Origin of the sequence: Paraburkholderia sp. BL17N1, from assembly GCF_003634175.1 — a bacterium.
Taxonomy (GTDB): Bacteria; Pseudomonadota; Gammaproteobacteria; order Burkholderiales; family Burkholderiaceae; genus Paraburkholderia.
The window spans coordinates 913,100-937,617 of the sequence record NZ_RBIW01000002.1; the positions used below are offsets into that span (position 1 = coordinate 913,100).

Here is a 24,518-nt window from a genome sequence, read left to right on the forward strand (position 1 = left end):
AGGCGTTCACCTGCAACCGGAGCAAGCTGGAACAGCTCTATTTAATTAGCGTGACATAATAATGAAGCGCTATCTCCAACTGGCGACGGAGTTCGAAAACCTGATTGCGAACGGTACGCTTGAACCCGGTGTGCGGCTCCCGTCGGTGCGCCAGGCGAGCACTTCGTACCGGGTGAGCCCTTCAACCGTTTTCCAGGCTTACTACACTCTCGAACGACGAGGCCTGATCGTCGCAAGACCTCGGTCGGGTTATTTCGTCGCAAGTCGGCCTGCGGCGATGAAATCTCAAGCGATTGTTTCAAAGCGCAGTATTGATAAGGCTGATGGCGACAGCCTGATTGTCCGCTTCATTAAGGCTCAACGTCGATGCGCGCATCCCGGCCTTGGCTCTTCGGAGCCAAGTGCCCAACTGTTCCCGCTTGGCCGGATCTCGCGCTCGTTAACTGCGGCAACCCAGAGGATGGCGAGTTCCCGGAATACCTTGTCGGCGGGAAAGGCGGAAGCAGATCTGCGTCGCCAGATCGCCCTGCGCTACGTTGTCACAGGTGTTACCGTTCCAATCGACGAGGTGGTTGTGACGAGTGGCGCGCTCGATGCACTGGTACTCTGTCTGCAGGTACTGACGCGGCCTGGCGACACCATCGCAATAGAACGGCCCGCTTTCCATGGTGTACAAGATGCGGTTCAGCGCCTGCATCTGAAGGCCGTGGAAATCCCTGTCGATCCACATTATGGACTCGACCTCGGCGTATTAGCGGAGGCGTTGCGGCAGTATCCGGTGCGGGCTTGCTGGTTTATGACGACGCTGCATCAGCCTACCGGCGCGACGCTCTCCGATGAACGGAAGGAGGCGCTCGTAAGGTTGCTGGCAAAACATGGCGTGCCGCTCATTGAGGACGACGTATTTCGCGAACTGCATTTTGGCTTGGCGCCAGCCTATCCGGCAAAGCGCTTCGATTCTAACGGTCTCGTGCTGCACTGCGGTTCGTTTTCGAAGAGCCTTGCGCCTGGACTGCGCCTCGGTTGGGTAGCGGCGGGAAGATACGCGGCGAGAGTTGAGCACGCGCGTTGGCTGACGATGGCCCCGGCATCCGTGCCCGCACAATGCGCAATTGCCGACTACCTCGAGCATGCGGACTACGACCGGCTTCTACGCAAACTGCGCCGCGAATTGGCGTCCCTTCAGAGCCGGATGGCGGACGCGGTCGTCAGGTACTTCCCCAAAGGGACATTAGTGGTCCGGCCGCCGGGCGGATTCTTTCTATGGGTGGAACTTCCAGAAGGAGTCGAGGCATTGCAGTTGTTCGAGATGGCGGAAGCGCACGAAATCGCGATAGCGCCCGGTGCAATCTTTTCATGCGGCCACGAATTTCGCCGTCACATCCGGCTTAACTATGGCCGTCCGTGGACCCCCGACGTTGAAAAGGAGATCCACACGTTGGGCATGCTGGCGAGGCGAGCAATGGCTGAGCAACGGACAGCACGGCATACCAAGCGCGAAGGAGCGGAATAAATAGCAGACGAGGAGCCATGATTGAAGGCGATGCCAGATGGAGCGGAGAGGATCCGAGGCCGCCTGTGACCTGCGTCTGGCGGCAGTCGGCCGAGGGACTGTGGAAACGGTTCTCCTGTCGCCGGAACCGGACTCCCCAGCGCGATCCATCGAGGTCGCCAGGCCGGACTCACGCTAACGTAGGCGGTGGGCCAGTGCACCCGCAGATTCATGTCATGCTCAACGGCGCACCAGACGGGGAGGCGGGGATGTCCGTTGAACCCAGATGCTGTTGAAAAAGCCGCTATACGGCGTGTGCGATCCGCTAGCGAAAAAATCGACCTCTCAGATCGGCCTACAAACCGCGCGCGAAGATCGGTCGAGGGTAAGAAGACCCCCGGAAACCGCGCGAGAAACACGGGCAGCGACTTTTCCAACAACATCTCCAGAAAGCTGCCATTGACGAGTCGCGGGTCGCAAGGTCCGCTCCGGGTGTACGCCGTGAAAAGGTGGCGCTTTCCAGTGGGTGTAAGCCCCGCCCGGCAACCGCTCCAGCCGCAAGCAACCGGAGCAGTCATGGAGGTAACGAAGTGGCTGAAGCCTTCGGGTATCAGTTCCGGCGCAGCGCGTCGTGATCCAACTCACGCGTGCCTTGCCCCATTACCCTTTATCACCTTGATCCGGTTTTCAATTCAGCCTGGTCTCAACCGTTTGCAATCCTGACGACATGCCGAAACCCCGTCATGGCCGATCACATCAAAACCTGCAACTAGTAGCTGGTCGTTTTCGGCGCCGGGTGGCAGCGAGCGAGGGGACCGTCGAGTCGCTGAGGCGGGTTGAATGAACGCCTCGTCGGCCGTTTAATCGCGGATCGGGCCTAGGAGCGGCGCTTAGGGACGACGGCATGGCCTGTCCGATGGCGGGCGCAGTCTACGCCTGCGGCGCAGGGCTGAAGCGAATGTTATGTGCTCGGAGAGCGTGGAAATTCGGCCATTGCTTGACACCGCATGAGTAGTTCGCTATTGTCTGACAACCTGATCAAACGAGATCCTGTTAATGCTTGAGCTTGAACGTCCCGATTCGCTTGTGCAGCGTGTGGTAAGCGCACTTCGCGCGGAAATTGATACTGGTCATTTTCCTGCCGAGTCGCGCCTGCCAACGGAGCAGCAACTGTCGGAACGGCTCAACGTGAGCCGCTCAGTCGTGCGCGAGGCAATCGCGCAGTTGAAGTCGGACGGCGTACTGGTTGCCCGGCGCGGCGCAGGGTCGTTCATTTCGCAGACGCCGTCGGGTACGGTTTTCCGGTTGCCGAGCGGCGGCAACCGGAAGCTGGATCTTGCGCAACTGTTCGAAATGCGTCTGTGGATCGAAACCCAGGCGGCGATGACCGCGGCGCGTCGACGTACCCCGGAAGATCTGAAGCGTATGAGCGATGCGATCCGCGAGATGGAAAAGAAACGCCTTGATTTCGACGCGGCTTCCGCGGCCGATGTCGCGTTTCACCGGGCCATCGCCGCAGCCACCAAGAACGAGTATTTCGTCGCGTTCCACGATTTCCTGCGCGGCCAACTGGTGGCGGTGCGTCGCGCACAATGGGCCAACACGGCGAGCCACGCGGGTGACTATGCGCGCCAGGAGCACGGCGAACTGTATGAGGCGATCGAGCGCGGCGACCATCGGGGCGCCGCCGAATCGGCTGAGCGGCATCTGCGTGCCGCAGCCAAACGCCAGAAAATCGAGTTACCCCCTAGCGATTGACGATAGCAGGCAAGCAGCGCGGACCTTCGCGGCCCTGCGCTCAAGCCCGCGAGACGATGCTCTTTTTTTGGCTAGTTAGTCAGACAACCTGATAAGCGGACGAGAAAGCGTTCAGCTAGCTGAATCCGCAAAGTAGAAGCGAACAAGAAAAACATGACATATGACTTTTGCATCATCGGTGGCGGCATTGTCGGTCTCGCGACGGCGATGGAGTTGCTGCAACGGGAGCCTACGGCTTCGCTGCTGCTGCTCGAGAAGGAGACCACGCTCGCAAAACACCAGACCGGGCACAACAGCGGCGTGATTCACGCGGGCATCTACTACCAGCCGGGCAGTCTGAAGGCGGAGTTGTGCAAGCGCGGCGCCGAGGCAACCAAGCAGTTTTGCACAGAGCATGCCATTGCGTTCGATGTGTGCGGCAAGCTGCTGGTCGCGTCGAATCCGCTCGAGTTGTCGCGCATGGAAGCGCTGTACGCGCGCTCGCAACAGAACGGTTTGCGCGTCGAGCGGCTCGACGCCGCCGAGTTGCAGCGCCATGAGCCGAACATCGTCGGTCTGGGTGCCCTGTTCCTCGATGCGACAGGGATTGTCGATTACCGTCAGGTATGCGAAGCGATGGCCCGCGTTATCAGGAAAGCAGGCGGCGAAATTCGCCTCGGCACGCAGGTCACGTCGATTGCCGAGTTGGGCGATTACGTCACCGTCGGCGGCTCGGCGGAACAGCAATGGCGGGCGAAGAAGCTGGTGGTCTGCGGCGGCCTGCAATCGGACCGGCTAGCCAGGCTCGCGGGCGTGAAAATCGATCACCAGATCGTGCCGTTTCGCGGAGAGTACTACCGCTTGCCGGCCTCGAAGAACGACGTGGTGCGTCATTTGATCTATCCGATTCCCGACCCGGACCTGCCGTTTCTCGGCGTGCATCTGACGCGAATGATCGACGGTAGCGTGACAGTCGGACCGAATGCGGTTCTCGGTTTCGGCCGCGAAAACTATCCGAAGCTTTCCGTGAATCTGCGCGACGTCGCCGAATACGCCGCTTTCCCCGGCTTCTGGAAAACCATCTGGCGCAACCTGGGCTCGGGCATGGGCGAGATGAAGAACTCGCTGTTCAAGCGCGGCTATCTCGAGCAGTGCCGCAAATACTGCCCGTCGCTGACCGTTGACGATCTGCTGCCTTACGAAGCCGGCATTCGCGCGCAAGCCGTGATGCGCGACGGCACGCTGGTACACGACTTCCTGTTCGCCGACACACCGCGCATGGTGCACGTGTGCAATGCGCCTTCGCCAGCCGCGACCTCCGCCATGCCGATCGGCTCGATGATCGCCGATCGCATTCTGAAGGCCGCGTAACTGACCCGCACCCATCGGCACGCTGTTTGGACAACACCTTTTCCGCCGACGAGGCCGTTCATCGCCTCGTTGGATTTTCTGTTGTGTGCGCCGCGCATCGGCGAAGCACAACGTCTCGCTACATTGAAAAAAGTGACTGGAGACCTCGCAGTGCATAAGTTCCTCGCAACCTCCTCGAAACCTCTCGCCGCACACGTGGCATTCGCATTCGCCGCGCTTGCCGTTGCGGGAGCGCCGGCAGCAGTTCACGCGCAAAGCAGCGTGACGCTATACGGCATCATTGACGAGGGCGTCAACTACACGAGCAACGTACAAACGAGCCCGGGGCATGGCCACAGCCTGTACAGCCTCTCGAGCGGCATTCTAAGCGGCAGCCGTTGGGGCCTGCGCGGCAATGAGGATCTGGGTGGCGGCATGAAGGCGATCTTCGTGCTCGAAAGCGGGTTCGACGTGAACAACGGCAAGATGGGCCAGGGTTCGCTGCTGTTTGGCCGCCAGGCGTATGTAGGGGTTTCGAGCCCGTACGGCACGGTCACGCTCGGCCGTCAGTACGATCCGGTGGTCGATTACATCCATCCGCTGATGCCGAGCGCGATGTTCTCAGGCAGCATCGGCGCGCATCCGGGCGACCTCGACAACCTCAACAATACCAATCGCGTGAACAACGCGGTCAAGTACCGTACGGCCAGCTATGGAGGCTTCACCGCGGAAGGCATGTATAGCTTCGGCGGCGTGCCGGGCAGCATGGCCGGCAACCAGATCTACTCGCTCGGCGCCGGTTACGCTGGCGGGCCGCTCACGGTCGGCGTCGGCTACCTGAATGCGCGGAATCCGAATGCGTCTTTCTTCGGCACGGCAGTCGGCGCGACGGCGGCCACCAACAACTTCGGCAGCTCGCCGGTGATCAACGGCTATGCGTCGGCGCAAAGCGAAGAGATCATCAGCGCCGGCGCCACCTACGTGATCGGCTCGGCGACCCTCGGCGGGATTTACTCCAACACGAAATTCAAGCATTTGAGCGGCGCGGTGTCGGCGCTCAATCCGGCGGGCGTCGGCGGCACTGCGAGCTTCAACAGCGCGGAAGTCAATCTCCAGTATCGGCTGACGCCGGCGCTCTCGTTCGGCGCAGCCTACAACTACACCGACGGCGGCGGCGCGAATCACGCGAAGTACCAACAAGGCTCGCTGAGTGCCGACTACATCGTCTCCAGGCGGACCGACTTCTATCTGATCGGCGTTTTGCAGCACGCGTCGGGCACTGATTCGACCGGGCGTGCAGCGCGCGCCTCGCTCAATGGCCTGACGCCTGCGTCGGGTAACCAGCAGGCGACGGTCCGTTTCGCGATTCGCCACAAGTTCTGACGCCCGGCCGGCCACCATTTCACCGAAACCAGGAGTAAATCTGTGACCTCAGCGACCGCAGTGACTATCCCGAGCCCGCTCACTGACGAGAACCGCGCCCGCTTGCGCAATGTCAGCACGGCGACCCTGACCACTGCGCTTTTCAAGCGCGGTCTTCACAACGTTTGCGTGCAAGGCGTGCTGCCGGTCAACCCGTCGGCCGCGCGCATGGTTGGCGAAGCGTATACGCTGCGCTACATTCCGGCCCGCGAGGATCTCGATCACATTGGCGTGTTCTCGGACCGCAGCCATCCGCAACGCCGCGGCGTCGAGGAGATTCCATCTGGTCACGTGATGGTGGTCGATTCGCGCAAGGACGCGCGCGCGGCCTCGGCTGGCGGCATTCTGATCACGCGGATGATGCTGCGCGGCGTGGCCGGCGTCGTCACCGACGGCGGCTTTCGCGATACGCCGGATTTGCAGAAGCTCGACTTTCCATGCTATCAAGCGCGGCCGTCGGCGCCGACCAACCTGATTCATCACCATGCGGTCGATCTGAACGTGCCGATCGCGTGTGGCGACGTGGCGGTGTATCCGGGTGACATCATCGTCGGCGATGCGGAAGCCGTCGTGGTGATTCCGGCGCATCTGGCCAACGAGATCGCTGAAGAAGCTGCCGCGATGACGGTATTCGAAGATTGGGTCGACGCACAGGTGCGCGCCGGCCGCTCGACCCTCGGACTGTACCCGCCGGACGAGGCGACGCGCGCCGACTTCGAGGCATGGAAAAAGAGCCCGTCTGCAAACGGGGCTGGACTATAAGCAAGGAAGCGGTTACCTGTGCCGCGCAATGATGCAATCGCGCGAGCGCCGGTGGCCGCTCTAACAAATGATTCCGTGCGGCGAGGCCGTACGAAACCACTCGCATCAGCATTTACAACGGACCGCGCATAAGCGGTCCGGCATGGAGACGACAGTGACCGATCGAAGCAGTGAAGACCAACTTTTTACGCACATAGCGTGGCGGCTCGTGCCGCTGCTGATTGCCATTTTCCTGGTCGCGTATATCGACCGCGCCAATATCGGCTTCGCCAAGCTGCAGATGCTCAGCAGCCTGAGGATGAGCGAGGCGTCGTACGGCTTTGCGTCGTCGCTGTTCTTCATCGGTTATCTGGTCTGCGAGGTGCCGAGCAATCTGCTGATGCATCGCTTTGGCGCGCGCCGCTGGATCTCGCGGATCATGTTGACGTGGGGCGTCGCGACGCTGTTGCTCGCGTGGACACCTTCTGCATTGGCCTTCCAGATCCTGCGCTTCTTGCTCGGCGCCGCGGAAGCCGGTCTTTATCCGGGGATCATCCTCTATCTCGGCATGTGGTTTCCTGAACGGCAGCGCACCGGCATCGTCGGCTTGCTGACACTCGGCAGCAGCATGGGCAACATGCTCGGCTCGCTAATCGGCGGTTTCTCACTGGAACTGCATGGCGTCGCGGGTCTTGCCGGCTGGCAGTGGGTGTTTCTGACCACCGGCACGCCTGCCTTACTGCTGACCTTCGTCACGCTGTACTGCCTGCCCGATGGCCCGAGCTCCGCCAACTTTCTGACGGCTCGCGAGAAAGATGTCGTCGAAAGCCGGCTGCGTGCGGATCCACCCGCGGCGCGCCTCGCCGGCGGCGACGGCTGGTCATTGGCCGCGCTTGTGACGGTGGCGCTCTTTAGCGTTGGCTACGGAACCATCTCCATCGCGATCTACGGCATCGCCTACTGGCTGCCGACCCTCGTCAAAGGCTTCGGCGTGACGAGCAGCGTCAACGGCATGCTCAACATGATTCCGTGGTTCATCACATCGCTGATGCTGCTGTGGTTGCCGCGCCGTCTGAAAACGCCGCGCCGCGTGCTGACCGCCGCGTTCTGCGCAGCACTGCTCGGCATTCTGTGCTTCGTCGCCAGCGTCGGGCCGTTCAGCAATGCGGTGCGTTTCGCCGCGCTCTCGCTCGGCGCGCCGTGTCTGTATCTGATGATCCCGTGTTTCTGGGCATTGCCGCCGCGCTTGCTGCCGGCCTCATTCATGAAGGGTGCAGGTGGCGCGGCGGCGCTCGCGGTGATCGCGGCGGGCTCGAGCGTCGGTGGTTTTCTTGCACAAAACATCATGCCTTGGGTCGGCAAGGTAACGGGCAGCACGTCCGCGCCGATGCTCGTGCCCGCCGTTAGCCTGCTGTTGCTCGGCACTGGCGCGCTGGTGGTCTGGGTGCGGCTTGGTCTTGCCGGCCGCGACGGGCCAGAAGCCATGTCCACCGCGCAATAACATTTAACGCTTAACTCAACGCAACGCGCCGGCCCATTTTTTTTCGATTTAATTCTTTCGTTTAGCAGGTCAGTCATGGCAGACACTATGCCCCGCGTCGGGGCGGCAATCGCACGGCAGCAAATCGAGGTCATCCTTGAAGCCTGGGGCATGTCGCCCGGGCAGGTCGCGGCTTCGGCCGATATCCTGATCGATTCCGATCTGAAGGGCATCGACTCGCACGGCATCTCGATGCTGATGTTCTATGACCAGTTGTATCGCGCCGGTCAGATCGACATGAAGGCGAGCCCGCGTATCGTACGCGAGACCGCGACCACCGCGCTGATCGACGGCAATGCGGCGATGGGACACCCCACGTCGCGTATGGCGATGGAACTGGCCATCGAGAAAGCGCTGGCGTGCGATATGGGCGCGGTCTCCGTGTTCAACTCGCAGCATTTCGGCGCGGCGGGCTACTACGCGGAAATGGCGGCCGAACGCGGACTGATCGCGATGGTGTCGTGCTCGACCCGGCTTGCAACGGTGGTGCCCACTTTCGGGGCCGAGCCGATGCTCGGCACCAATCCGTTCGCCTTTGCTACGCCGGCGGGCCGGCATCCGCCTGTGATTCTCGACATGTCGACCAGCGTGGTCGCGTCGAACAAGGTCAAGGTGTACGCGTTGCAGGGCAAGCCGTTGCCGCCGGGCTGGGCGCTCGACGCGAACGGCAACCCGCTGACCGATTCGGCCGAAGCCTACCGGCTGCTGTTCGAGCGCCTCGGTGGCGGCCTCGCGCCGTTAGGAGGCGACGGCAACACACTCGGCGGTCACAAGGGCTACGGGCTCGGTCTGTTCGCGCAGATTCTCGGCAGCACGCTGGGCGGCGGTTCGTTCTCGCCCGTGCGTAACCGCACGCAAAGGAGCGATGAGCCGGACAACATCGGCCATTTCTTCCTTGCGATGAATCCGGCGGCGTTCCGTCCGATCGAGGAATACCACGCCGATCTCGACTCGGTGATCACCGCGCTGCGCGAAAGCCAGCCCGCCGACCCGTCGCAGCCTGTATTGATCCCAGGGGACCCTGAGCGTCTCACGCGCGCCGCGCGCAGCGTGGAGGGCATTCCGATGCCCGATTCGTTGCGCGAGAAGATCCGCGAAGTCGCAAAGGCCGCGGGCGCGCCTTTCCTGCTGACTGTTTGAGTCTGAGCCCAGGGCACCGGCTGAGCCTCGCCACCTTGACTCTAGCGGCGCGCGCAACGCAACGCTCTGCGAGCGCTGCACACCACGCCATTTGCAACGAGCACAAAACCAGATGACAGCAACCATTCTCGGCCACAACTACATCGGCGGCCAGCGCAGCGCGCGTGGCGATATCTCGCTGCACAGTCTCTCGGCATGGACCAGCGAAACTTATCCGGTGGTTTTTTCGCAGGCGACCGACGCTGAAATCGACGCAGCCGTCGAGGCCGCGGCGGCGGCCTTCCCGCACTATCGGGCGCTGCCGTCGAGCGTTCGTGCGGATTTCCTTGAGGCAATTGCAGCGGAGATCGATGCTCTCGATGACGATTTCATTGCCGACGTGATGCGCGAAACCGCGTTGCCGAACGCGCGCATCGCCGGAGAACGGGCGCGCACCAGCAACCAGATGCGACTCTTCGCGAAGGTTTTGCGCCGGGGTGATTTCTACGGCGCGCGCATCGACCAGGCGTTGCCTGAGCGGCAACCATTGCCGCGTCCCGATCTGCGGCAATACCGGATTGGCGTCGGCCCGGTTGCGGTCTTCGGCGCGAGCAATTTTCCGTTGGCGTTCTCCGTTGCTGGCGGCGATACTGCCTCCGCACTGGCAGCCGGCTGCCCGGTCGTGGTCAAGGCGCACTCCGGCCATCTGGTGACGTCTGAGCGCATGGCGGATGCAATCGAGCGCGCGGTGCGACAGACCGGCATGCCGGCGGGGACCTTCAACATGATCTATGGCGAACGCGTTGGCGCGCGCCTCGTGCAGGCACCTGGCATTCAGGCAGTCGGCTTTACCGGTTCACTGAGCGGCGGGCGGGCGCTATGCGATCTTGCGGCAGCGCGTGAACAACCGATTCCGGTGTTCGCGGAGATGTCGAGCGTGAATCCGGTGTTTGTGCTGGAGGGCGCCTTGCGCGAGCGCGGTGCGGCGCTTGCCAATGAACTGGCGGCCTCGGTCGCGACGGGTTGCGGCCAACTGTGCACAAGTCCCGGCCTCGTGGTCGGCGTGCGTTCGCCGCAATTCAGCGCATTTATCGACAGCCTCGGCAAGGCGATCGAGCGGCAGGCGCCGCAGACCATGCTGAATCCGGGCATCTTCGCCAACTTCCGCGCGGGCCTCGAACGCACGTCGAATCACGCAGGCATTACCTTGCTCGCAGCCGCGCAAGGTGAAACCCAGCAAGCCGCCGCACAACTGTTTGTCGCCGATGCCGCGTTGCTGTTCGATCCGAGCCGGCCGCTCGAAGAAGAAATCTTCGGACCGGTTACGATCGTGGTCGAACTCGACAGTGCGGAACACCTGCTGCGTTTCGCGTCGACGATGCGCGGCCAGTTGACGGCCACACTGCTCGCGTCGCGCGGCGATCTGCAGTCGCATCGCAAGCTGATCGAACGGCTCGAGGAAAAGGCTGGCCGCCTGTTAGTGAATGCTTATCCGACTGGCGTCGAGGTGTCGGACGCGATCGTTCACGGCGGCCCATGGCCCGCGACCTCGGATGCGCGCGGCAGCTCGGTCGGCACGCTTGCGATCAACCGGTTCCTGCGGCCGGTGTGCTATCAGAACTATCCGGACGAGTTGCTGCCCGACGCGCTGAAGAATGCCAACCCGCTCAATCTGATGCGGCTCGTCGATGGAGAGATGACCCAGCGTTCTCTTGATTGTGCACCCGCTCGCTAAGGACGTTCGCGTCATGTCAAAACTGTCGATACGAGCGCGTCTAGGCGCCGCGATACTTTTCCTGTGTGTGCTGCTGACGGCGATCGGCGCGCTCGGCGTAGCGGGTATGGCGAGCAGCAACGACTCCAACCGCGAGACCAACACGAACCGGCTCGCCAGCACGCGGCTGATCGGCGACGCGGAACTCGCGATCAGCCGCGAGCGCACGACCGTCGACCGCATCGCTTTCGATCCGGCCGCCCCGACGGTCGAGAAAGACGTTGCCACTTACCGCATGCTCAGAGGGCAGGGTATGGATGCGTGGACGAAGTATCTGGCCTTGCCTGCCACATCAGACGAAAACCGTCTGGCCGCCGCGGTCAGTGCCAGGCGCAGCCAGGTGCAAAACCAACTGGACGCTTTTGCGGATTCGGTCAAGGGCATGGACGATGCGGCGGTCAAAGTCGCGTTGAAGAAAATCGCGCTGGCCAATACGGACTATGTCACGGTGAGCGCTGATCTCAAGCAGTTTCAACGCGATCAGGCAAAGGCACAGTACGATGACTCGGAAGCGAGGTTCCAGCGCTTTCGTGTAGTAACTATCGCCTCCGTCGTATTTGGGCTGCTCGCCGGTGTCTTCACCTTCGTGTCGCTGCGCCGCGCGATCGGCCGTCCGCTTGGTGAAGCGCTGGAACACTTCAACCGGATCGCGACGGGCGATCTGTCGCAGCGGATCGAAGCGCGTTCGCATGACGAAATGGGCATGCTCCTGCACGGTCTTTCGCAAATGCGCGACGGCCTCGTAAGCACGGTCACAACGGTGCGTCACGCAAGCGATGCGATCGTCACGGCGGCCCAGCAGATCGCCTCAGGCAATCTCCATCTGTCCGCACGTACTGAACAGCAGGCTACGTCGTTACAGGAAACCGCCGCTAGCATGGAAGAGCTGACCGGCACGGTGAGGCATAACGCCGAGAATGCACGTCAGGCGCAGGCTCTCGCTGCCAATGCGGCCAACACGGCGGATCACGGCAACACCGTGGTGGGCGAGGTGGTGACGACGATGAAAGAAATCGATCAGAGTTCGGGCCGTATCGGCGACATCATCGCGATTATCGATGCCATCGCGTTTCAGACCAATATTCTGGCGCTCAATGCAGCAGTCGAAGCTGCGCGCGCCGGAGGACAGGGACGCGGTTTCGCGGTGGTGGCGGCCGAGGTGCGCATGCTGGCGCAGCGCTCGTCGGCTGCCGCAAAAGAGATCAAGGAACTGATCGAGACGTCGAGCGAAAAAGTACAGGCGGGCGGCACGCTGGTCACCGAGGCAGGCGGCCGCATGCAGGCGATCCTCACCGGCGTGCGGCGCGTGGCGGACATTATGGACGAGATCTCGGCCGCTTCGTCGGAGCAAAGCACGGGAATCGAGCAGGTCGCCCGCGCCGTCGCGGAAATGGATCTGGTCACGCAGAACAACGCCGCGTTGGTCGAGGAGGCTGCAGCAGCGGCCCAGTCGCTCGAGGAACAGGCGCGAATGTTGAAAGAGACGGTGGCGGTGTTCAGGATTTAGGGTATTGTCAAATTGGCGCCGGGGTCGACGAATATAACGAGGCATGAAGAAAGCTTCCGTCTGCGTTTGGCCGTCGCCGAGGCGCCGATTTCGTTCAAGGGCTATCGATTTCCGCCGGATATCATCAGCTACGTGGTTTGGCTGTACTACCGATTCCCGCTCAGCCTGCGCATGGTTGAGGAGATGCTGGCCGCATAGGGAATCGAGCTTACGTACGAAACGGTGCGGTGCTGGGCAACGAAGTTCGGTCTGGTGATCGCGAAGCGTATCCGCTCGACAGCAGCGGGGCGCGGCGACAAGTGGCACCTGTATGAGGTGGTCGTGACGATCAACGGCAGGAAGCATTGGCCGTGGCGGGCCATCGATCAGCGAGGCGCAGTGCTCGATGTGCTGGTGCAGAGCCGCTGCGACAAGGTGGTGGCCAACCGGCTGATGCGCAAGCTGCTCAGGCGCCACGGCTGCCCACGCGTGATCGTAACGGACAAACTGCGCAGCTACGCGGCGGCGAGCACGAACTGGGCTTGAACGCCGAGCATCGGCAGCACATAGGACTGAACAACCGGGTGGAGAATTCGCACCAGCCCGCACGCGTGCGCGAGAAGGTGATGCGGCGCTTCAAGCCGGCGCGCCATCTGCAACGATTCACGTCGGTCCATGCTCAGGTGAGCAACCTGTTCATGCACTGCCGCTACAACGAGAACGCGCAACAGAAACGGCGGGCCCGCAAGCAGGCGTTCGAGGTGTGGGAAACCGTAACGGACAATCCGATGCTGGATCGCATTGCCGCATAAATTTGTTGTCCTTATGTTATACATCTTGCCTGCGCGCCCTTCAACAAGTTGACAATACCGTGCGAGTTGATGGGTTTCCTTGAAGTGTGGGCGTTCGATCGCGCACACGCAGACTAAGACCTCGGGCAGGGCATCCCCCTCGTTGCGCCGCCCAGCGCCAGCACAGACTTTGACTTTGCGGTCGCCGCCATTTTTTGCGGCGCGCCGCAGAAGAGACTTCATCGGCCGATGAATTGTAGGACCGAGTGTCGAGCCGAACGGCCGTTGCGATCCGGAAGCTGTCGGTGATTTGCGCGGGCCTGAACGGCGGTTGAGGGTCGGGTGCCGTCTTTCGCACTTGCATGGTTGAGCAGCCTTCGCAGGATCTGACGGTGCCTGTTCGATGACGTCCCGACTTGTACATTGCATGACAGGCAACAACCCGTCATAAAAGCCCTCGTGCCGCAGATCGGCCACAGTAACCGTGTCCTGATAAGGTGCCCAGTCGGTCGGCTGCGGACAGTCATACAGACCGGCTATGGAGGAACGGGTATCGGGCGGTTCGGACACGGCAGGCGAACACGGCTTCCTCATGACACCGGCGATAATCTGGCACGGGCCTCCATGTCACCAAGGTCTCCAGTCGCCCGCCCCCCAGCGCGGTGAATTCGGCGCAGAGAACAGTTCTATCGCGGTTCCATCAGCACAACTAATACTGTATGATCCTGCTCCGGCCGGTAAGGCCCTGAGCCTCGTCTCCCGCTCCAGTATCAGGCGGAAATAGCAAGCCCATGTGGCTCAGTGGTAGAGCACTCCCTTGGTAAGGGAGAGGTCGGCAGTTCGATCCTGTCCATGGGCCCCAACAATGAAGTTTTCGCCCCCTTAGCTCATTTGGTAGAGCACTTGACTTGTAATCATGAGGTGGTCTGTTCGAATCAGACAGGGGGCACCACATTTCAGGCGACGGGCCACGCGAGGTTTGCGCGGCCTTTCGCTATCCAGCAGTGCCGTATGGCTGTTGCATCGCTTCCCCGCGAGCCCGGGTCGATAGCCCCGGTTCCGAACCTAGTCTGTCCTGTCCCGACTGCAAACTGCAACTGACCGGCGACAAGCCAAGCGACCCCATTCGCTCGGTAAATTCCACTGCGCAGCTCAGAATGCAAGATGTCGAAAGAAGATGTAGACTCGCGTCCGCTTTTATGAAGACAAGATATGCACTCAAGTCCGTCGACATCGCTGCTACGAGAGCAATGGCTTTTTCAGAACGCCAGTGAAGACGTCCTCGCTCGCGTCCGGCGGTGTGCTCGTTATCGTAAGGTCAAGGCGCGCGACATCGTCGTACATCACGGCGACTCAGATTCGCCCCTTTTTCTCGTGATTTCGGGGCAATTGCACGCCTCAAGCGTATCGGAAGCCGGGCATGAGACCGGTTATAGTTATATAAAGGCTGGCGAGTCGTTCGGCGAAAGCGCGATCATTCTGGACACGCCCGTGCTCGCGTCAGTGACTGCCTTGACGAGCGGCGTCGTCGGCGTGATAAGCAGGGCGCAGGCACGCGAGCTGTTTTGCGACGCGAGCGTCGCAGTTGCTCTACTGTCAATTCTTTCTGGCAAGTTTCATCGAGCCGTCCGCGGTCAGTCGACGCTGTCGATGCCGCGCGCGTTTTCGCGCGTCTACGCCATCATAAACGCGGCCCTAGATGAATCTCCTGACGGCACGCAGCCGTTGATCGAGCTTCCGAACCAGACGGCCATAGCCACCTCTGCGAACGTCAGTCGCGAAACCGTTTCGCGTGCAATGAAATCGCTTATGCAGCGTGGAGCGGTTATTAAAGAAGGACAGCGGCTTCGGGTTCTCGACCGCAGCATATTCAGCGGGCTCGCCTTAGCCGACGAAACCTTGGACGACAGCGTTTCCTGACGACGGCAAATCTCACACGTTGGCGACACGGCGACAATCCGGTATGCGTCTCCATGTCGCCGAAGGTCGCGCGCTCGATAACCCCCCTGCTCTTTCAGCGCCCGCACATATGCTTGTAACGCCTTGAAAAAGAGCCGGGCGGCGACGCCCGACCTAAATGACGCGCGACTTTCCGAGAGCCACGTCGCGCACCTGAGAGAACTCAATTCTCGACGGATTCTGACCAGCTTTCAGTGACGGCGCTCACTATCGTGAACTAGTTCTCACGCCCACTTCGCTCGCGCGATGAACCCCAACATCACCCGCGGTGGTCACTCGTCACGCGCGCGTCGCTCTGCATCTTCCCGCGGACGAAGCTCGCCACGCCGAGCACGCCACCGATTGCAATCCACGCCTCGGGCGGGATGCTCGGCTGAGCAATGTTCGGTCACCAGCCGCGCAGTAGCGGGATGATGAAGTACGCTCCAATCCATGCGAGTCCGAAACAGAATCCGACGAACGGCCGCCATGCATAGGTCGGCCAGTGGTCCGCCTTCGCCTCGACCTGCATCGTCTGGTTGACCACCGCGGTATTGGCCTGATCGGCGACGAGTTCAGCCTTCTCGACATCGGCGGCGATCTGCGCGAACTGCGCCTGCTGGTCGAGCACCGCCTTCTGGAATTGCATCGGCAGGTTCGGATCAGCCTGGATCGCGGCGAGCATTCTTTCTCTACCTGAGCTATTACTGAAATGCGCGGAACTTCTTGGTTGGACAATTTACCCGATCCAGGGAGCGCCGCTGTTCTGGTCACTCGTCGGGTGCGCAATCTGGGCCTGGTCGGAACTCGATTGGAGACGCGAGGCGAGGAACGAAGAACGCCAGCGCAATTCTCAGTCGTAGCTTGATCAGGTTATGCCGCCATGTCACGACGCCGAGTCGGGCGTCGGCAACTGTTCTTGCATGACAGGCAACAATTCATCAGTCAACGCTTTGTACCGCGGATCGGCCACAGCAATCGTGTCCTTATAAGGTGTCCAGTCGGTCGAAATGCCAATTGGCCTGTGGCTGATACGGTTTTGTCGTATCGATCTGAGTCTATTTTTTATGATCTTTTACCGCGAGACTGCGAACCGCGCGGGCTTGTGCCGAGTCGATCGACCAGCCGTGGGCGCCGGAAACATCAGATGTGAAAACGAGAATGACACGTGTCCGGTGTCAAACTCCTGATATTCGGTAACTTTCGGCAGTTACCAAGAATGAAATGAAGAAAATAATAGAATTGAAGGCCAGTCTGGCACAACAGACGTTGTTCGCTACAACGGATGCAAAAACAATTGAGCTTCTTGCGAACGCTGCACGGGTAATGGACTTCAAAAGCGGTGCCTATGTGACGTTTCAAGGGGAGGTCGAATCACCGCTGTTGCTCGTTCTATTGGGGCAGCTAAGAGTGTCGAGTCTATCGGCGAAAGGCGACGAAGCACCCATCCGCACTGTCTCCGCGGGTGGATCCACGGGAGCGGTTCCAATCATTTCGAACCGACCAAGTAACGTCAATGTGATAGCCAATCGTGAGAGCACGGTAGCAATAATAGGCCGGACGCTCGCTCGCCAAATACTTAGCGAGCCTCGAGTGTCAGTCGCGCTGAACGGCCTTCTCGCGTCCGTGGTTGGACGCCTGGTCGATTGCCACGGCAGGCGTGAATTTCCGCGCGCCGCTGCGCGTGTTGCTGCGGTGATCGTTGACGAGCTGGATTTCCCTGCTGATTTGGATGCAGCGCCGGCTAAACCGCCAAGTCAGGCGACAATCGCTGCGATGGCGAAGGTGAGTCGAGAGACAGTTTCACGGGTGCTTTCGTCGCTGGAACTTCGAGGTCTCATTGCCAAGGAGGGTCGCCGTATCCGCATTCTCGACCCAGATGCATTGCGCGCGCTGGGCAATGGATAGGTTGGCTGTTTCAATTTTTTGATCAAGCCGCAGGTCAGCAGTGATCGTCGAAAATGGCCCATTTCGTTACCCGAAAGGTACTTGCTACTACGCGGGAAATGCCGGACATGACGAACGATATCGCGGAGCGCTGCTCCCGGAGTTTCCGCGACTGGACATTGGAGTTATGCGAGGCCGAAACACGTCCGCCATCTACACCTTGGGGCATGCCGTTTCGGTGGCGCTTCCGTCTCGTGCAGTGGACACACGGAGTTTGAAGCGCGCCAGACTGTGGCCGGCAGCGCGCCACCCGTTTCAGCCAGTCACCATCCCGCGCCCTGTGCGGCGCATTTCAGAGGGCAGCGGGCATTCGCGCAATGAGGAAACTCATTTCGTGCTCTGCGCCTCTCACGACGCATCCGGTTCAGAAACCGACGAGCAGGTCTTCGGTGACGGTTCGTCAATCCGCCGCTCTGCACCTTTGGCGACAATCTGGACCGCAACACCCGTCGCCGGAAACAAAACCTTCGTTCCGAATGAGGTGTTTGTCACTGCCGGTGTCCTCTAACGTCGTACCATTCGCTGTACCCGGTCCGTACACTTGCGGCGTACCGTTTCTGTGGTGCTCGGTTAGCAGTCGCACATAGGCCGACGATGGCAGCGAAAAAGGCCGGCGAGCGTCATGTATTCGGGCGCATTGCCGTGGTGTCGACCACGTCTTTCGCCGGTGGCGATTTTCCAGACACTGTCTGGAAAATCTGCTCTCCGGGACGCGCAAGCTAGAAAGCGCGCATGCTTGCCAGATTGGCTTTGCCCTCTTTCTGCTGGCGGCCGTTTTTGGCGGACGAATAGCGCGCTAGCGGCAGATGGTCCCCACGTTCCAACGATTCCGGTTTCAGCGAAGTCGATCGTCCGGTCCGATCGCTGAGAATCTGTGGAATCCCGCGCCACGCAGCTTCCTGCTCGTCGTGACGCTTGATTTCCAAGTTCAACGTGCAGCAGGATTTTTCGACGCCATGATCCGAGCATTCTCGTTCAAGGCGTGGGCTGACAACCCCAAGAGAAGCTTCCGCAACTCTGCAGTCTTCTTGTCCAAACCAGCCACTCGCGATCTTCTGCTCTATTTCCGCAAATGATTGCAGACTTTTGGTTTATTCAGCGTCTGATGCACCGGACCGCGAGCCCGATCTGATGTTCAACTTTTGGTTTATTTTTTGTCTGCTTATGCTTTATTTATCAGTGATCGACAAATAAAGCAGGGTCGATCGAAAAACTCAGTTTCTGCTTTATTGCGCAACGCCCCGTGTGAGCTAAATGCATTCGGACGGGCCACAGTACGTTGCCGATGACCCGACCTGTCCCTGCCTCGGCGCCCGCTCACGCGTCGTATGTACCGTCAACGCTTTTGGATCGTTTGATACGCCTTCCACGGCCTCTATTTATGCAAGGCATGCCGCACCGCGGTCACGTCATGGGCCGCGACGGGCTCGGCGGCATTCCCCCACGTATTACGGATGAAAGTCAGAACGTGCGCTAGTTCGCTATCGGTCAGTTTGTCCGCAAACGCTGGCATCTTGCGCGGTTCAGGGCCGCCGTCCGTGCTCGGACTGCCGCCACCCTCCACGAGCAGACGAACCAGCGAGGTCGTTTGTGGAGCGAGCACGGCCGGATTGCCCGCAAGGCGCGGATATTTTTGCGGCACGCCCGCGCCATTCGACTGATGGCAGCGCGCGCAATAGGTTGCGTAGATGCCGGCGCCGGGCCGCTCGACATCGCCCGTCTTCAGCGCCTGCGCGCTCAGTCGCGCGCCGCGTGAACTTGCATTGAAGTGTCCGCTCCGAGCGCGCGCTGGCAGGCTCTTCAGATAAGTGGCAATGGCCGCGAGGTCGGCATCGTCGAGATACTGCGTGCTGTCTTCCACCACTTGAACCATGCTGCCGAATGTCACCAGGCCGCCGCCATGGCCGTGCTTCAGGAAAGCGGCAATATCCTTCGCGGAGCTTCGGCCCAAGCCCGAACCGGGGTCGGCCGTGAGGTTCGGTGCGAACCAGTGATCGTTGGTTCCGCCCGTCAGATACAGCGGACTCGCCTCGGTGTAGCCGCGTTCCTCGTAAGCCGGCCCGCGTGGCGTGTGGCACGCGCCACAGTGACCCAACGATTGCACGAGATACGCACCGCGATTCCATTGCGCGTCGCGCCCTGCTTCCGGCTTGAAGCGCTCGTTCGGCAGAAACGCCCAGTCCCAGAACACGAGCGCCCAGCGCTGATTGAACGGGAACGGCAATCGGGTTGGCGGAGCGGGTGTGGCCACCGGCTGCACGCCATGCATGAAATACGCGTAGAGCGCGTGCATGTCGTCATCGTCGATCTTCGCGAACGATGGGTACGGCATCGCCGGATAGAGCCGCTTGCCGCCTCGCGCAACGCCGTCGCGCAACGCGCGTGCGAAGTCGTCATAGGTATAGAGACCGATACCTGCCTGCGGGTCCGGCGTGATGTTCGACGAATTGATCGTGCCGAACGGCGAGGCCATGCCGAGACCGCCGGCGAACGGCGTCGCCGGAGTCGGCGCGGCGCCGGGCCGCATGACGCGTGGCGCGGCCGTATGACAGCCTGCGCAGTCTGCGGCCTTCGCGAGATACGCACCGCGTGCGATCTGCGCGGCGTCGGCCGGCGTCGCATTGGCGGGTGCGGAGTCGGCTGTGTAGCCGCAAGCAAGCGCGCCGAGCGTCATGGCGAGCATCGCAACGGCAACGCGCGGGCCATGCCGAAACCATCGCCCGTGCGGCCCTTTGCGGCTTGGTGAAACAAACGGATTAGAAGCGCGCATCGTCACCACCACTTGCACGGCGACACAAGCGCCAATGCGATATCAGTTGCAATCAACGCGAACAGAAACAGCGCACTGCACATCACCGCGATACGTGTCAGAAAAGCGTCGAGTCCGCTTCGCCTCTGGCCTATGCCGCCCGGGGCGCCCTCCTTCGCCGCTTCGAGACGACGAACGTTTCGCCAGGCCGTCAGCGCGCCGAACGCGCCGGCCGCAAGACATAACGCGCTGATGACAACGAGCGCCGAACGCATCCACGGCAATGCCGGGGACGACAGCGGCTGATCGAGTGGATAGCAGCTTTGCGCGGCCAGCGTCTCGGCGATAACCATCTGCGCGAGCCATGCGCACGGCGCGACCAGCAGGCCGACCAGCACGCGCCGCATGGGCGGGGTCGGCACGGCAGATGGTCCGGCGCGCAACGTCGGTTTCATGTTCCCGGCCATGACAGATTCCGAAACAGATACGGCGTCAGATAGAGCGTGCTGAAGATGAACAACCACACGACATCCACGAAATGCCAGTACAGGCCGCCGATGGTCAGCGCCGCGCAGCGTTTTTCGTCGAAATAGCCCAGCGCGGTCCACAGCAGCAAGAACAGCAACACGATGATGCCGACCACGACGTGTGCCATATGGAACCCTGTGATCGTGAAATACAGCGAGCCATACAGATGCGTCGTCAGGCCGTATGGATGATCGTGCCATTCGAGCAGTTGAATGCCCACGAATACGATTCCGAGCAGGACGCCCACCGTCATCGAGGCCATGGCCCATCTCAAGCGCTTGCGCCTCACGCAGCGCTCGCACAACCAGACGAACACGCTGCTCGACAGCAGAATGATCGTGTTTGCAATGCCGAGACCGAGCTTCGGCAAGCCTTCTGGCGGCCATCGCTGCGTACTCTGCGAGGCCAGATAGAGATACGAAAAGATCAGATAGCCAAACAACGCGCCTTCAGTCGCAATCAACGTGAGGCAGCCCCACCAGCCGCCCGAGCGCTCGCCCGCACTGCCGATCGGCAAGGGTTCAGCCGGCTGGGCGGCGGTCTGACTCAAGTCCACGGCATCGCTCACGTTAGCCTCCCGCGTCTTGAACGCTGGCCGGTTCGCGCTGGATCAACACACGTTCCGGCCACAGCCACACGACAATCGACACCGCGCACCCCAGCAGCATCGCGCCGGCAAATGTCCATGCGCTCATCGCGAGTCCCGCGAATACCAGCGTCGCGAACACCGCAAGCCAGAACGGCGCGTATGAATCGCCCGGCATCTTCAGGATCACGTCGGGATTCGCTTCGAGCGCGGTCGTGCCGAGCGCCTCGCGGCCCTGCGCAAGCAGATAGCCTTCATGCAGTCGCGAGCGCGTGTGAAGCGTGACACCCGGCTCTTCGATGCGGCCTTCCCATAACGGATGACGGCTCGCCAGCGTCGGCACCACGGCGAAGTTGTAAGGCGGTGGCGGCGAACTCACCGACCATTCGAGCGTCGGCGCGTCCCACGGGTTGTCGCCGGCCGGCTTGCCGCGCTTCAGGCTCACGAGCAGATCGATCATGAAAATGAGCACGCCCGCGGCGAACAGAAACGACCCCAGCGACGTAACGAGATTCACGGTGTTCCAGCCCATATCGGCGGGATACGTATAGATACGCCTGGGCATACCGAGTAGACCTGCGATATGCATTGGGAAGAAAGCGATATTGAAGCCGGCGAACAACACCCAGAAGCCGAACTTGCCGAGCCGTTCGCTCATCATCCGGCCGGTGAATTTCGGAAACCAGAAATAGATGCCGCCGATCACGGGAAACACGTTGATGCCGAGCAGCACGTAATGCAAATGCGCGACCACGAAGTACGTGTCGGTGAGCTGCCAGTCGAACGGGACGGCAGCGGTCATCACGCCAGACACGCCGCCCACCACGAACAGAAACACGAAGCCCGCGAAAAACATAAACGGTACGCGAAACACCGGCCGCCCCGTCCAGATCGTCGCGATCCACGCAAAGGTAGCGACCGCACTTGGAATCGCAATCACCATGCTGGCAGCGCCGAAAAACGATAGCGCGAGCGCCGGAATTCCGGTTGCGAACATATGGTGAATCCACACGACGAAACCGATCACCATCGTCGCGACGGTCGATAGCGCGACGGGCCCGTAGCCGACCAGAGGACGCCGGCAAAACACCGGCAACGCATCGGAGACGATACCCATGGCCGGCAGCACGACCGCATAGACCCAGGGATGCGCGAAGATCCAGAACAGGTGTTGCCACAGCAGCGGACGTCCGCCATTCAGCACGTCGAAGAAGTGCGTGCCGATGCGCCGGTCGAGCCACAACAGAAAGAACGCCAGGCTCACCGACGGCACCGCCAACAGATTCCCGCCGGACGCCGTGAGCGTGCCCCACACCAGTACCGGCATGCGATCCAGCGACATGCCTGGCGCGCGCATGCGTAGCAACGTGACCACGAAGTTCATCGAGCCGACCGTTGTCGAGATGCCGAGCAGCACCATGCCGAGCGCGTAGACGTCGATGTTCGGTCCGGTGCTGTACTCGAGACCGGAGAGCGGCGCGTAGTTAAACCAGCCGGCATCCGGCGCCTGTCCGGTCGGAAAGCTCGCATACAAAAAAATGCCGGCAAACAGGAACACCCAGTACGAAAGCGCATTCAGGCGCGGAAACGCCATGTCGCGCGAACCGAGCACCAGCGGCCACAAATAGTTCGAGAAACCGGATAGCACCGGCAATGCGTACAGGAAGATCATCGTCACGCCGTGCATCGTAAAGAGCTGGTTGTATTGCTCGGGCGTGAGAACCGTCGCATTGGGCCGCGCCAGTTGAATGCGCATGATGAGCGCTTCGATGCCGCCCATCAGCAGGAAAATGAAAGCGGTGACCAGATAGCGCAGACCGATGGTTTTGTGATCGACCGTGGAGAGCCAGCCGCGCCATCCCGGCGGCGCTTCCCATATCTCGTGCAGACGTTTTTCTCCGGCACTGCCGGGCATGACGCGGCCGTACTGCGGCGTGCGCTCGAGCGGCAGCGCTTCGCACGCGGCCTGCCGTGTGGGTGCCATTAGAGCGGGCCTCGCGTTATCGGACATTAAAGGACGCTCCTCTGATTGCGGGCCAAGGGTTTAATGCAGTGTGGCCAGATAGGCCGACAGCGCCGCGGCTTCGCCCGCGTTGAGCGCGATGCTCGGCATCAACGACTCGGGTTTGATCGACTGCGCGTGTTGAATCCAGTCGAGCAGATGATCCGGCGTGTTAGTCAGCACACCCGCCGCGATCAGACGACGCGAGTTCAGATGCGTGAGATCGGGCGCTTGCCGACCGCCCGCGTCCGTGCCGCGAATCGTGTGGCAACCGGCGCAGCGCTCGGCGAATAGATGACGGCCCGCCGTGACGCTGCTGTCAGCCGCGGATACCGCCGTTTTTCCCTGCGCGTCGCGCCATGCGTTGAAATCCGCCGGACTCTGTGCGACGACTTCAAAAGCCATGTGCGCATGCTGTGCGCCGCAGAACTGCGAGCATTGCCCGCGATAAATGCCCGCTCGATCGGCCTGGATCCATTGCTCGTTCGTCTGACCGGGGATCGTCTGCGTTTTGCCTGCCAGTCGCGGCACCCAGAAAGCGTGCACGACGTCCGCGCTTTTCAACGCTATCTTTACAGGTTCGCCGACGGGAATGTGGATCTCGTTGGCCGTGCTGAAGTTGCGCGCAGGATTGGGATCGTCGGCGTAGTCGACCTTCCACCACCAGTCGTAAGCAGTCACGCTGATGGTCAACTGAGGATGCGTGGCAGGCGTTGCGACCGCCTGCAGTGTGATGAGGATATAGACCAGCATCGCCAGCAAGGCCACCGACGAAACGCCCGTGCCGATATAAATCCAGCGCATGCCGCCGGATTCGGCGTTAAGCGAATCGCTGGCGGCGGTGGGACGTTTGCGAGCGATCGCGGCGATCAGCAAGCCTGCAATGACCACTGTCACCGTCACTGAAACACCTGCCATGAGCCAGCCTAAATGCATGGTCGGCGCGGCGGCGGGTCCCGCGGTGTGGAGGAAATAGTTGAGTGGCGCGCTCGGACGGGCTTGAGCGCTCGTAGCCGACAGAGTCAAAGCAACGAAACGAATGCCGACAAAAACGCGTTGGGCAACAGCCGTCGTCAATCGCATGCATGTCTCCTCGTGGCCCCCGCCGACAGATCCGCAGTCGAACTACCGCGCGCAAAAACGCTGCGCTGGTGTAAGGACGCAGCAGCAAATATCGGGCCGCGCCGCGACGACGAGGTCTTCGATTGCCGATGCCAACTATCTCCAAGCCGATGTGAATGCGCCGTCTGCCATTTGCAAGGAACATGCGTCGCGGTCCAGGCGACGCGCACGAAAGCTCCCCTGCTTGCTTGCTC

General features: G+C 61.3%; 18 protein-coding genes, 2 tRNA genes and 1 pseudogene. 15 read left to right on the forward strand and 6 right to left on the reverse strand.

What is annotated here, in order from left to right:
• Nucleotides 1-61 precede the first annotated feature (61 nt).
• From B0G82_RS23980 to B0G82_RS24040, 13 genes and pseudogenes are all read left to right on the forward strand, one after another.
• On the forward strand, nt 62-1,513 hold the full coding sequence (locus B0G82_RS23980) for a PLP-dependent aminotransferase family protein (protein ID WP_121309271.1): 1,452 nt from the start codon (nt 62-64) through the stop codon (nt 1,511-1,513).
• 1,035 nt (nt 1,514-2,548) lie between these two features.
• Nucleotides 2,549-3,250 carry a FadR/GntR family transcriptional regulator gene (locus B0G82_RS23985; protein WP_116146048.1) on the forward strand — a complete coding sequence of 234 codons (702 nt, stop codon included), beginning with the start codon at nt 2,549-2,551 and terminating at the stop codon, nt 3,248-3,250.
• 153 nt (nt 3,251-3,403) lie between these two features.
• Nucleotides 3,404-4,600 (forward strand): L-2-hydroxyglutarate oxidase, encoded by a 1,197-nt coding sequence (gene lhgO / locus B0G82_RS23990; RefSeq protein WP_116146050.1) that lies wholly within the window; start codon nt 3,404-3,406, stop codon nt 4,598-4,600.
• A 150-nt stretch (nt 4,601-4,750) separates the two neighbouring features.
• Nucleotides 4,751-5,962 carry a porin gene (locus B0G82_RS23995; protein WP_121309272.1) on the forward strand — a complete coding sequence of 404 codons (1,212 nt, stop codon included), beginning with the start codon at nt 4,751-4,753 and terminating at the stop codon, nt 5,960-5,962.
• A gap of 42 nt (nt 5,963-6,004) precedes the next feature.
• Entirely contained in the window at nt 6,005-6,763 is a 759-nt protein-coding gene (locus B0G82_RS24000) for a ribonuclease activity regulator RraA (RefSeq protein WP_116146051.1), read from the forward strand.
• A 154-nt stretch (nt 6,764-6,917) separates the two neighbouring features.
• On the forward strand, nt 6,918-8,243 hold the full coding sequence (locus B0G82_RS24005) for an MFS transporter (RefSeq protein ID WP_241974818.1): 1,326 nt from the start codon (nt 6,918-6,920) through the stop codon (nt 8,241-8,243).
• 75 nt (nt 8,244-8,318) lie between these two features.
• Nucleotides 8,319-9,422, forward strand: a complete 1,104-nt coding sequence (locus tag B0G82_RS24010; protein WP_116146054.1) for an Ldh family oxidoreductase — start codon at nt 8,319-8,321, stop codon at nt 9,420-9,422.
• A gap of 112 nt (nt 9,423-9,534) precedes the next feature.
• Complete coding sequence (locus tag B0G82_RS24015) at nt 9,535-11,136, forward strand: aldehyde dehydrogenase (NADP(+)) (RefSeq protein WP_116146056.1); 1,602 nt, start codon at nt 9,535-9,537, stop codon at nt 11,134-11,136.
• Between the two features lie 13 nt (nt 11,137-11,149).
• Complete coding sequence (locus tag B0G82_RS41115; protein WP_116148962.1) at nt 11,150-12,682, forward strand: methyl-accepting chemotaxis protein; 1,533 nt, start codon at nt 11,150-11,152, stop codon at nt 12,680-12,682.
• A 66-nt stretch (nt 12,683-12,748) separates the two neighbouring features.
• Nucleotides 12,749-13,473, forward strand: a pseudogene (locus B0G82_RS24025) (IS6 family transposase).
• Nucleotides 13,474-14,239: 766 nt separating this feature from the next.
• Nucleotides 14,240-14,314, forward strand: a tRNA-Thr gene (locus B0G82_RS24030).
• A 14-nt stretch (nt 14,315-14,328) separates the two neighbouring features.
• A tRNA-Thr gene (locus tag B0G82_RS24035) sits at nt 14,329-14,404 on the forward strand.
• A gap of 260 nt (nt 14,405-14,664) precedes the next feature.
• The gene (locus B0G82_RS24040) at nt 14,665-15,372 is read left to right on the forward strand and encodes a Crp/Fnr family transcriptional regulator (RefSeq protein ID WP_116146057.1); all 708 of its coding nucleotides are present in this window, start codon (nt 14,665-14,667) and stop codon (nt 15,370-15,372) included.
• 427 nt (nt 15,373-15,799) lie between these two features.
• Here B0G82_RS24040 and B0G82_RS24045 read toward each other — a convergent pair whose 3' ends face one another.
• On the reverse strand, nt 15,800-16,075 hold the full coding sequence (locus tag B0G82_RS24045; RefSeq protein ID WP_121309273.1) for a hypothetical protein: 276 nt from the start codon (nt 16,073-16,075) through the stop codon (nt 15,800-15,802).
• Nucleotides 16,076-16,614: 539 nt separating this feature from the next.
• On the opposite strand from B0G82_RS24045, the gene B0G82_RS24050 reads away from it, so the two are divergent.
• Together B0G82_RS24050 and B0G82_RS40310 are read left to right on the forward strand one after the other, a co-directional pair.
• Nucleotides 16,615-17,298 carry a Crp/Fnr family transcriptional regulator gene (locus B0G82_RS24050; protein ID WP_121309274.1) on the forward strand — a complete coding sequence of 228 codons (684 nt, stop codon included), beginning with the start codon at nt 16,615-16,617 and terminating at the stop codon, nt 17,296-17,298.
• Nucleotides 17,299-17,551: 253 nt separating this feature from the next.
• The gene (locus B0G82_RS40310) at nt 17,552-17,845 is read left to right on the forward strand and encodes a hypothetical protein (protein ID WP_206751623.1); all 294 of its coding nucleotides are present in this window, start codon (nt 17,552-17,554) and stop codon (nt 17,843-17,845) included.
• Between the two features lie 867 nt (nt 17,846-18,712).
• On the opposite strand, the gene B0G82_RS24060 is transcribed toward B0G82_RS40310, so the two are convergent.
• The 5 genes from B0G82_RS24060 to coxB form a co-directional block, all read right to left on the reverse strand.
• Nucleotides 18,713-20,011, reverse strand: a complete 1,299-nt coding sequence (locus B0G82_RS24060; RefSeq protein ID WP_121309275.1) for a cytochrome c — start codon at nt 20,009-20,011, stop codon at nt 18,713-18,715.
• Nucleotides 20,012-20,109: 98 nt separating this feature from the next.
• A complete protein-coding gene (locus tag B0G82_RS24065; RefSeq protein WP_121309276.1) occupies nt 20,110-20,553 on the reverse strand; it encodes a hypothetical protein in 444 nt (147 codons plus the stop codon).
• Nucleotides 20,538-21,182, reverse strand: a complete 645-nt coding sequence (locus tag B0G82_RS24070; protein WP_116146066.1) for a cytochrome c oxidase subunit 3 — start codon at nt 21,180-21,182, stop codon at nt 20,538-20,540. Before B0G82_RS24070 ends, B0G82_RS24065 begins: the two co-directional genes overlap by 16 nt.
• Nucleotide 21,183: 1 nt before the next feature.
• Nucleotides 21,184-23,184, reverse strand: a complete 2,001-nt coding sequence (gene ctaD, locus B0G82_RS24075; RefSeq protein WP_241974819.1) for a cytochrome c oxidase subunit I — start codon at nt 23,182-23,184, stop codon at nt 21,184-21,186.
• 60 nt (nt 23,185-23,244) lie between these two features.
• On the reverse strand, nt 23,245-24,285 hold the full coding sequence (coxB, locus tag B0G82_RS24080) for a cytochrome c oxidase subunit II (RefSeq protein ID WP_121309278.1): 1,041 nt from the start codon (nt 24,283-24,285) through the stop codon (nt 23,245-23,247).
• Between the last annotated feature and the right edge of the window lie 233 nt (nt 24,286-24,518).

Coding starts and splice junctions, on each gene's coding strand:
- B0G82_RS23980 (WP_121309271.1), top strand. CDS start 62: ATGAAGCGCTATCTCCAACTGGCGACGGAGTTCGAAAACCTGATTGCG.
- B0G82_RS23985 (WP_116146048.1), top strand. CDS start 2,549: ATGCTTGAGCTTGAACGTCCCGATTCGCTTGTGCAGCGTGTGGTAAGC.
- lhgO (WP_116146050.1), top strand. CDS start 3,404: ATGACATATGACTTTTGCATCATCGGTGGCGGCATTGTCGGTCTCGCG.
- B0G82_RS24010 (WP_116146054.1), top strand. CDS start 8,319: ATGGCAGACACTATGCCCCGCGTCGGGGCGGCAATCGCACGGCAGCAA.
- B0G82_RS24015 (WP_116146056.1), top strand. CDS start 9,535: ATGACAGCAACCATTCTCGGCCACAACTACATCGGCGGCCAGCGCAGC.
- B0G82_RS41115 (WP_116148962.1), top strand. CDS start 11,150: ATGTCAAAACTGTCGATACGAGCGCGTCTAGGCGCCGCGATACTTTTC.
- B0G82_RS24040 (WP_116146057.1), top strand. CDS start 14,665: ATGCACTCAAGTCCGTCGACATCGCTGCTACGAGAGCAATGGCTTTTT.
- B0G82_RS24045 (WP_121309273.1), bottom strand. CDS start 16,075: ATGCTCGCCGCGATCCAGGCTGATCCGAACCTGCCGATGCAATTCCAG.
- B0G82_RS24050 (WP_121309274.1), top strand. CDS start 16,615: ATGAAGAAAATAATAGAATTGAAGGCCAGTCTGGCACAACAGACGTTG.
- B0G82_RS24060 (WP_121309275.1), bottom strand. CDS start 20,011: ATGACGCTCGGCGCGCTTGCTTGCGGCTACACAGCCGACTCCGCACCC.
- B0G82_RS24065 (WP_121309276.1), bottom strand. CDS start 20,553: ATGGCCGGGAACATGAAACCGACGTTGCGCGCCGGACCATCTGCCGTG.
- ctaD (WP_241974819.1), bottom strand. CDS start 23,184: ATGGCACCCACACGGCAGGCCGCGTGCGAAGCGCTGCCGCTCGAGCGC.
- coxB (WP_121309278.1), bottom strand. CDS start 24,285: ATGCGATTGACGACGGCTGTTGCCCAACGCGTTTTTGTCGGCATTCGT.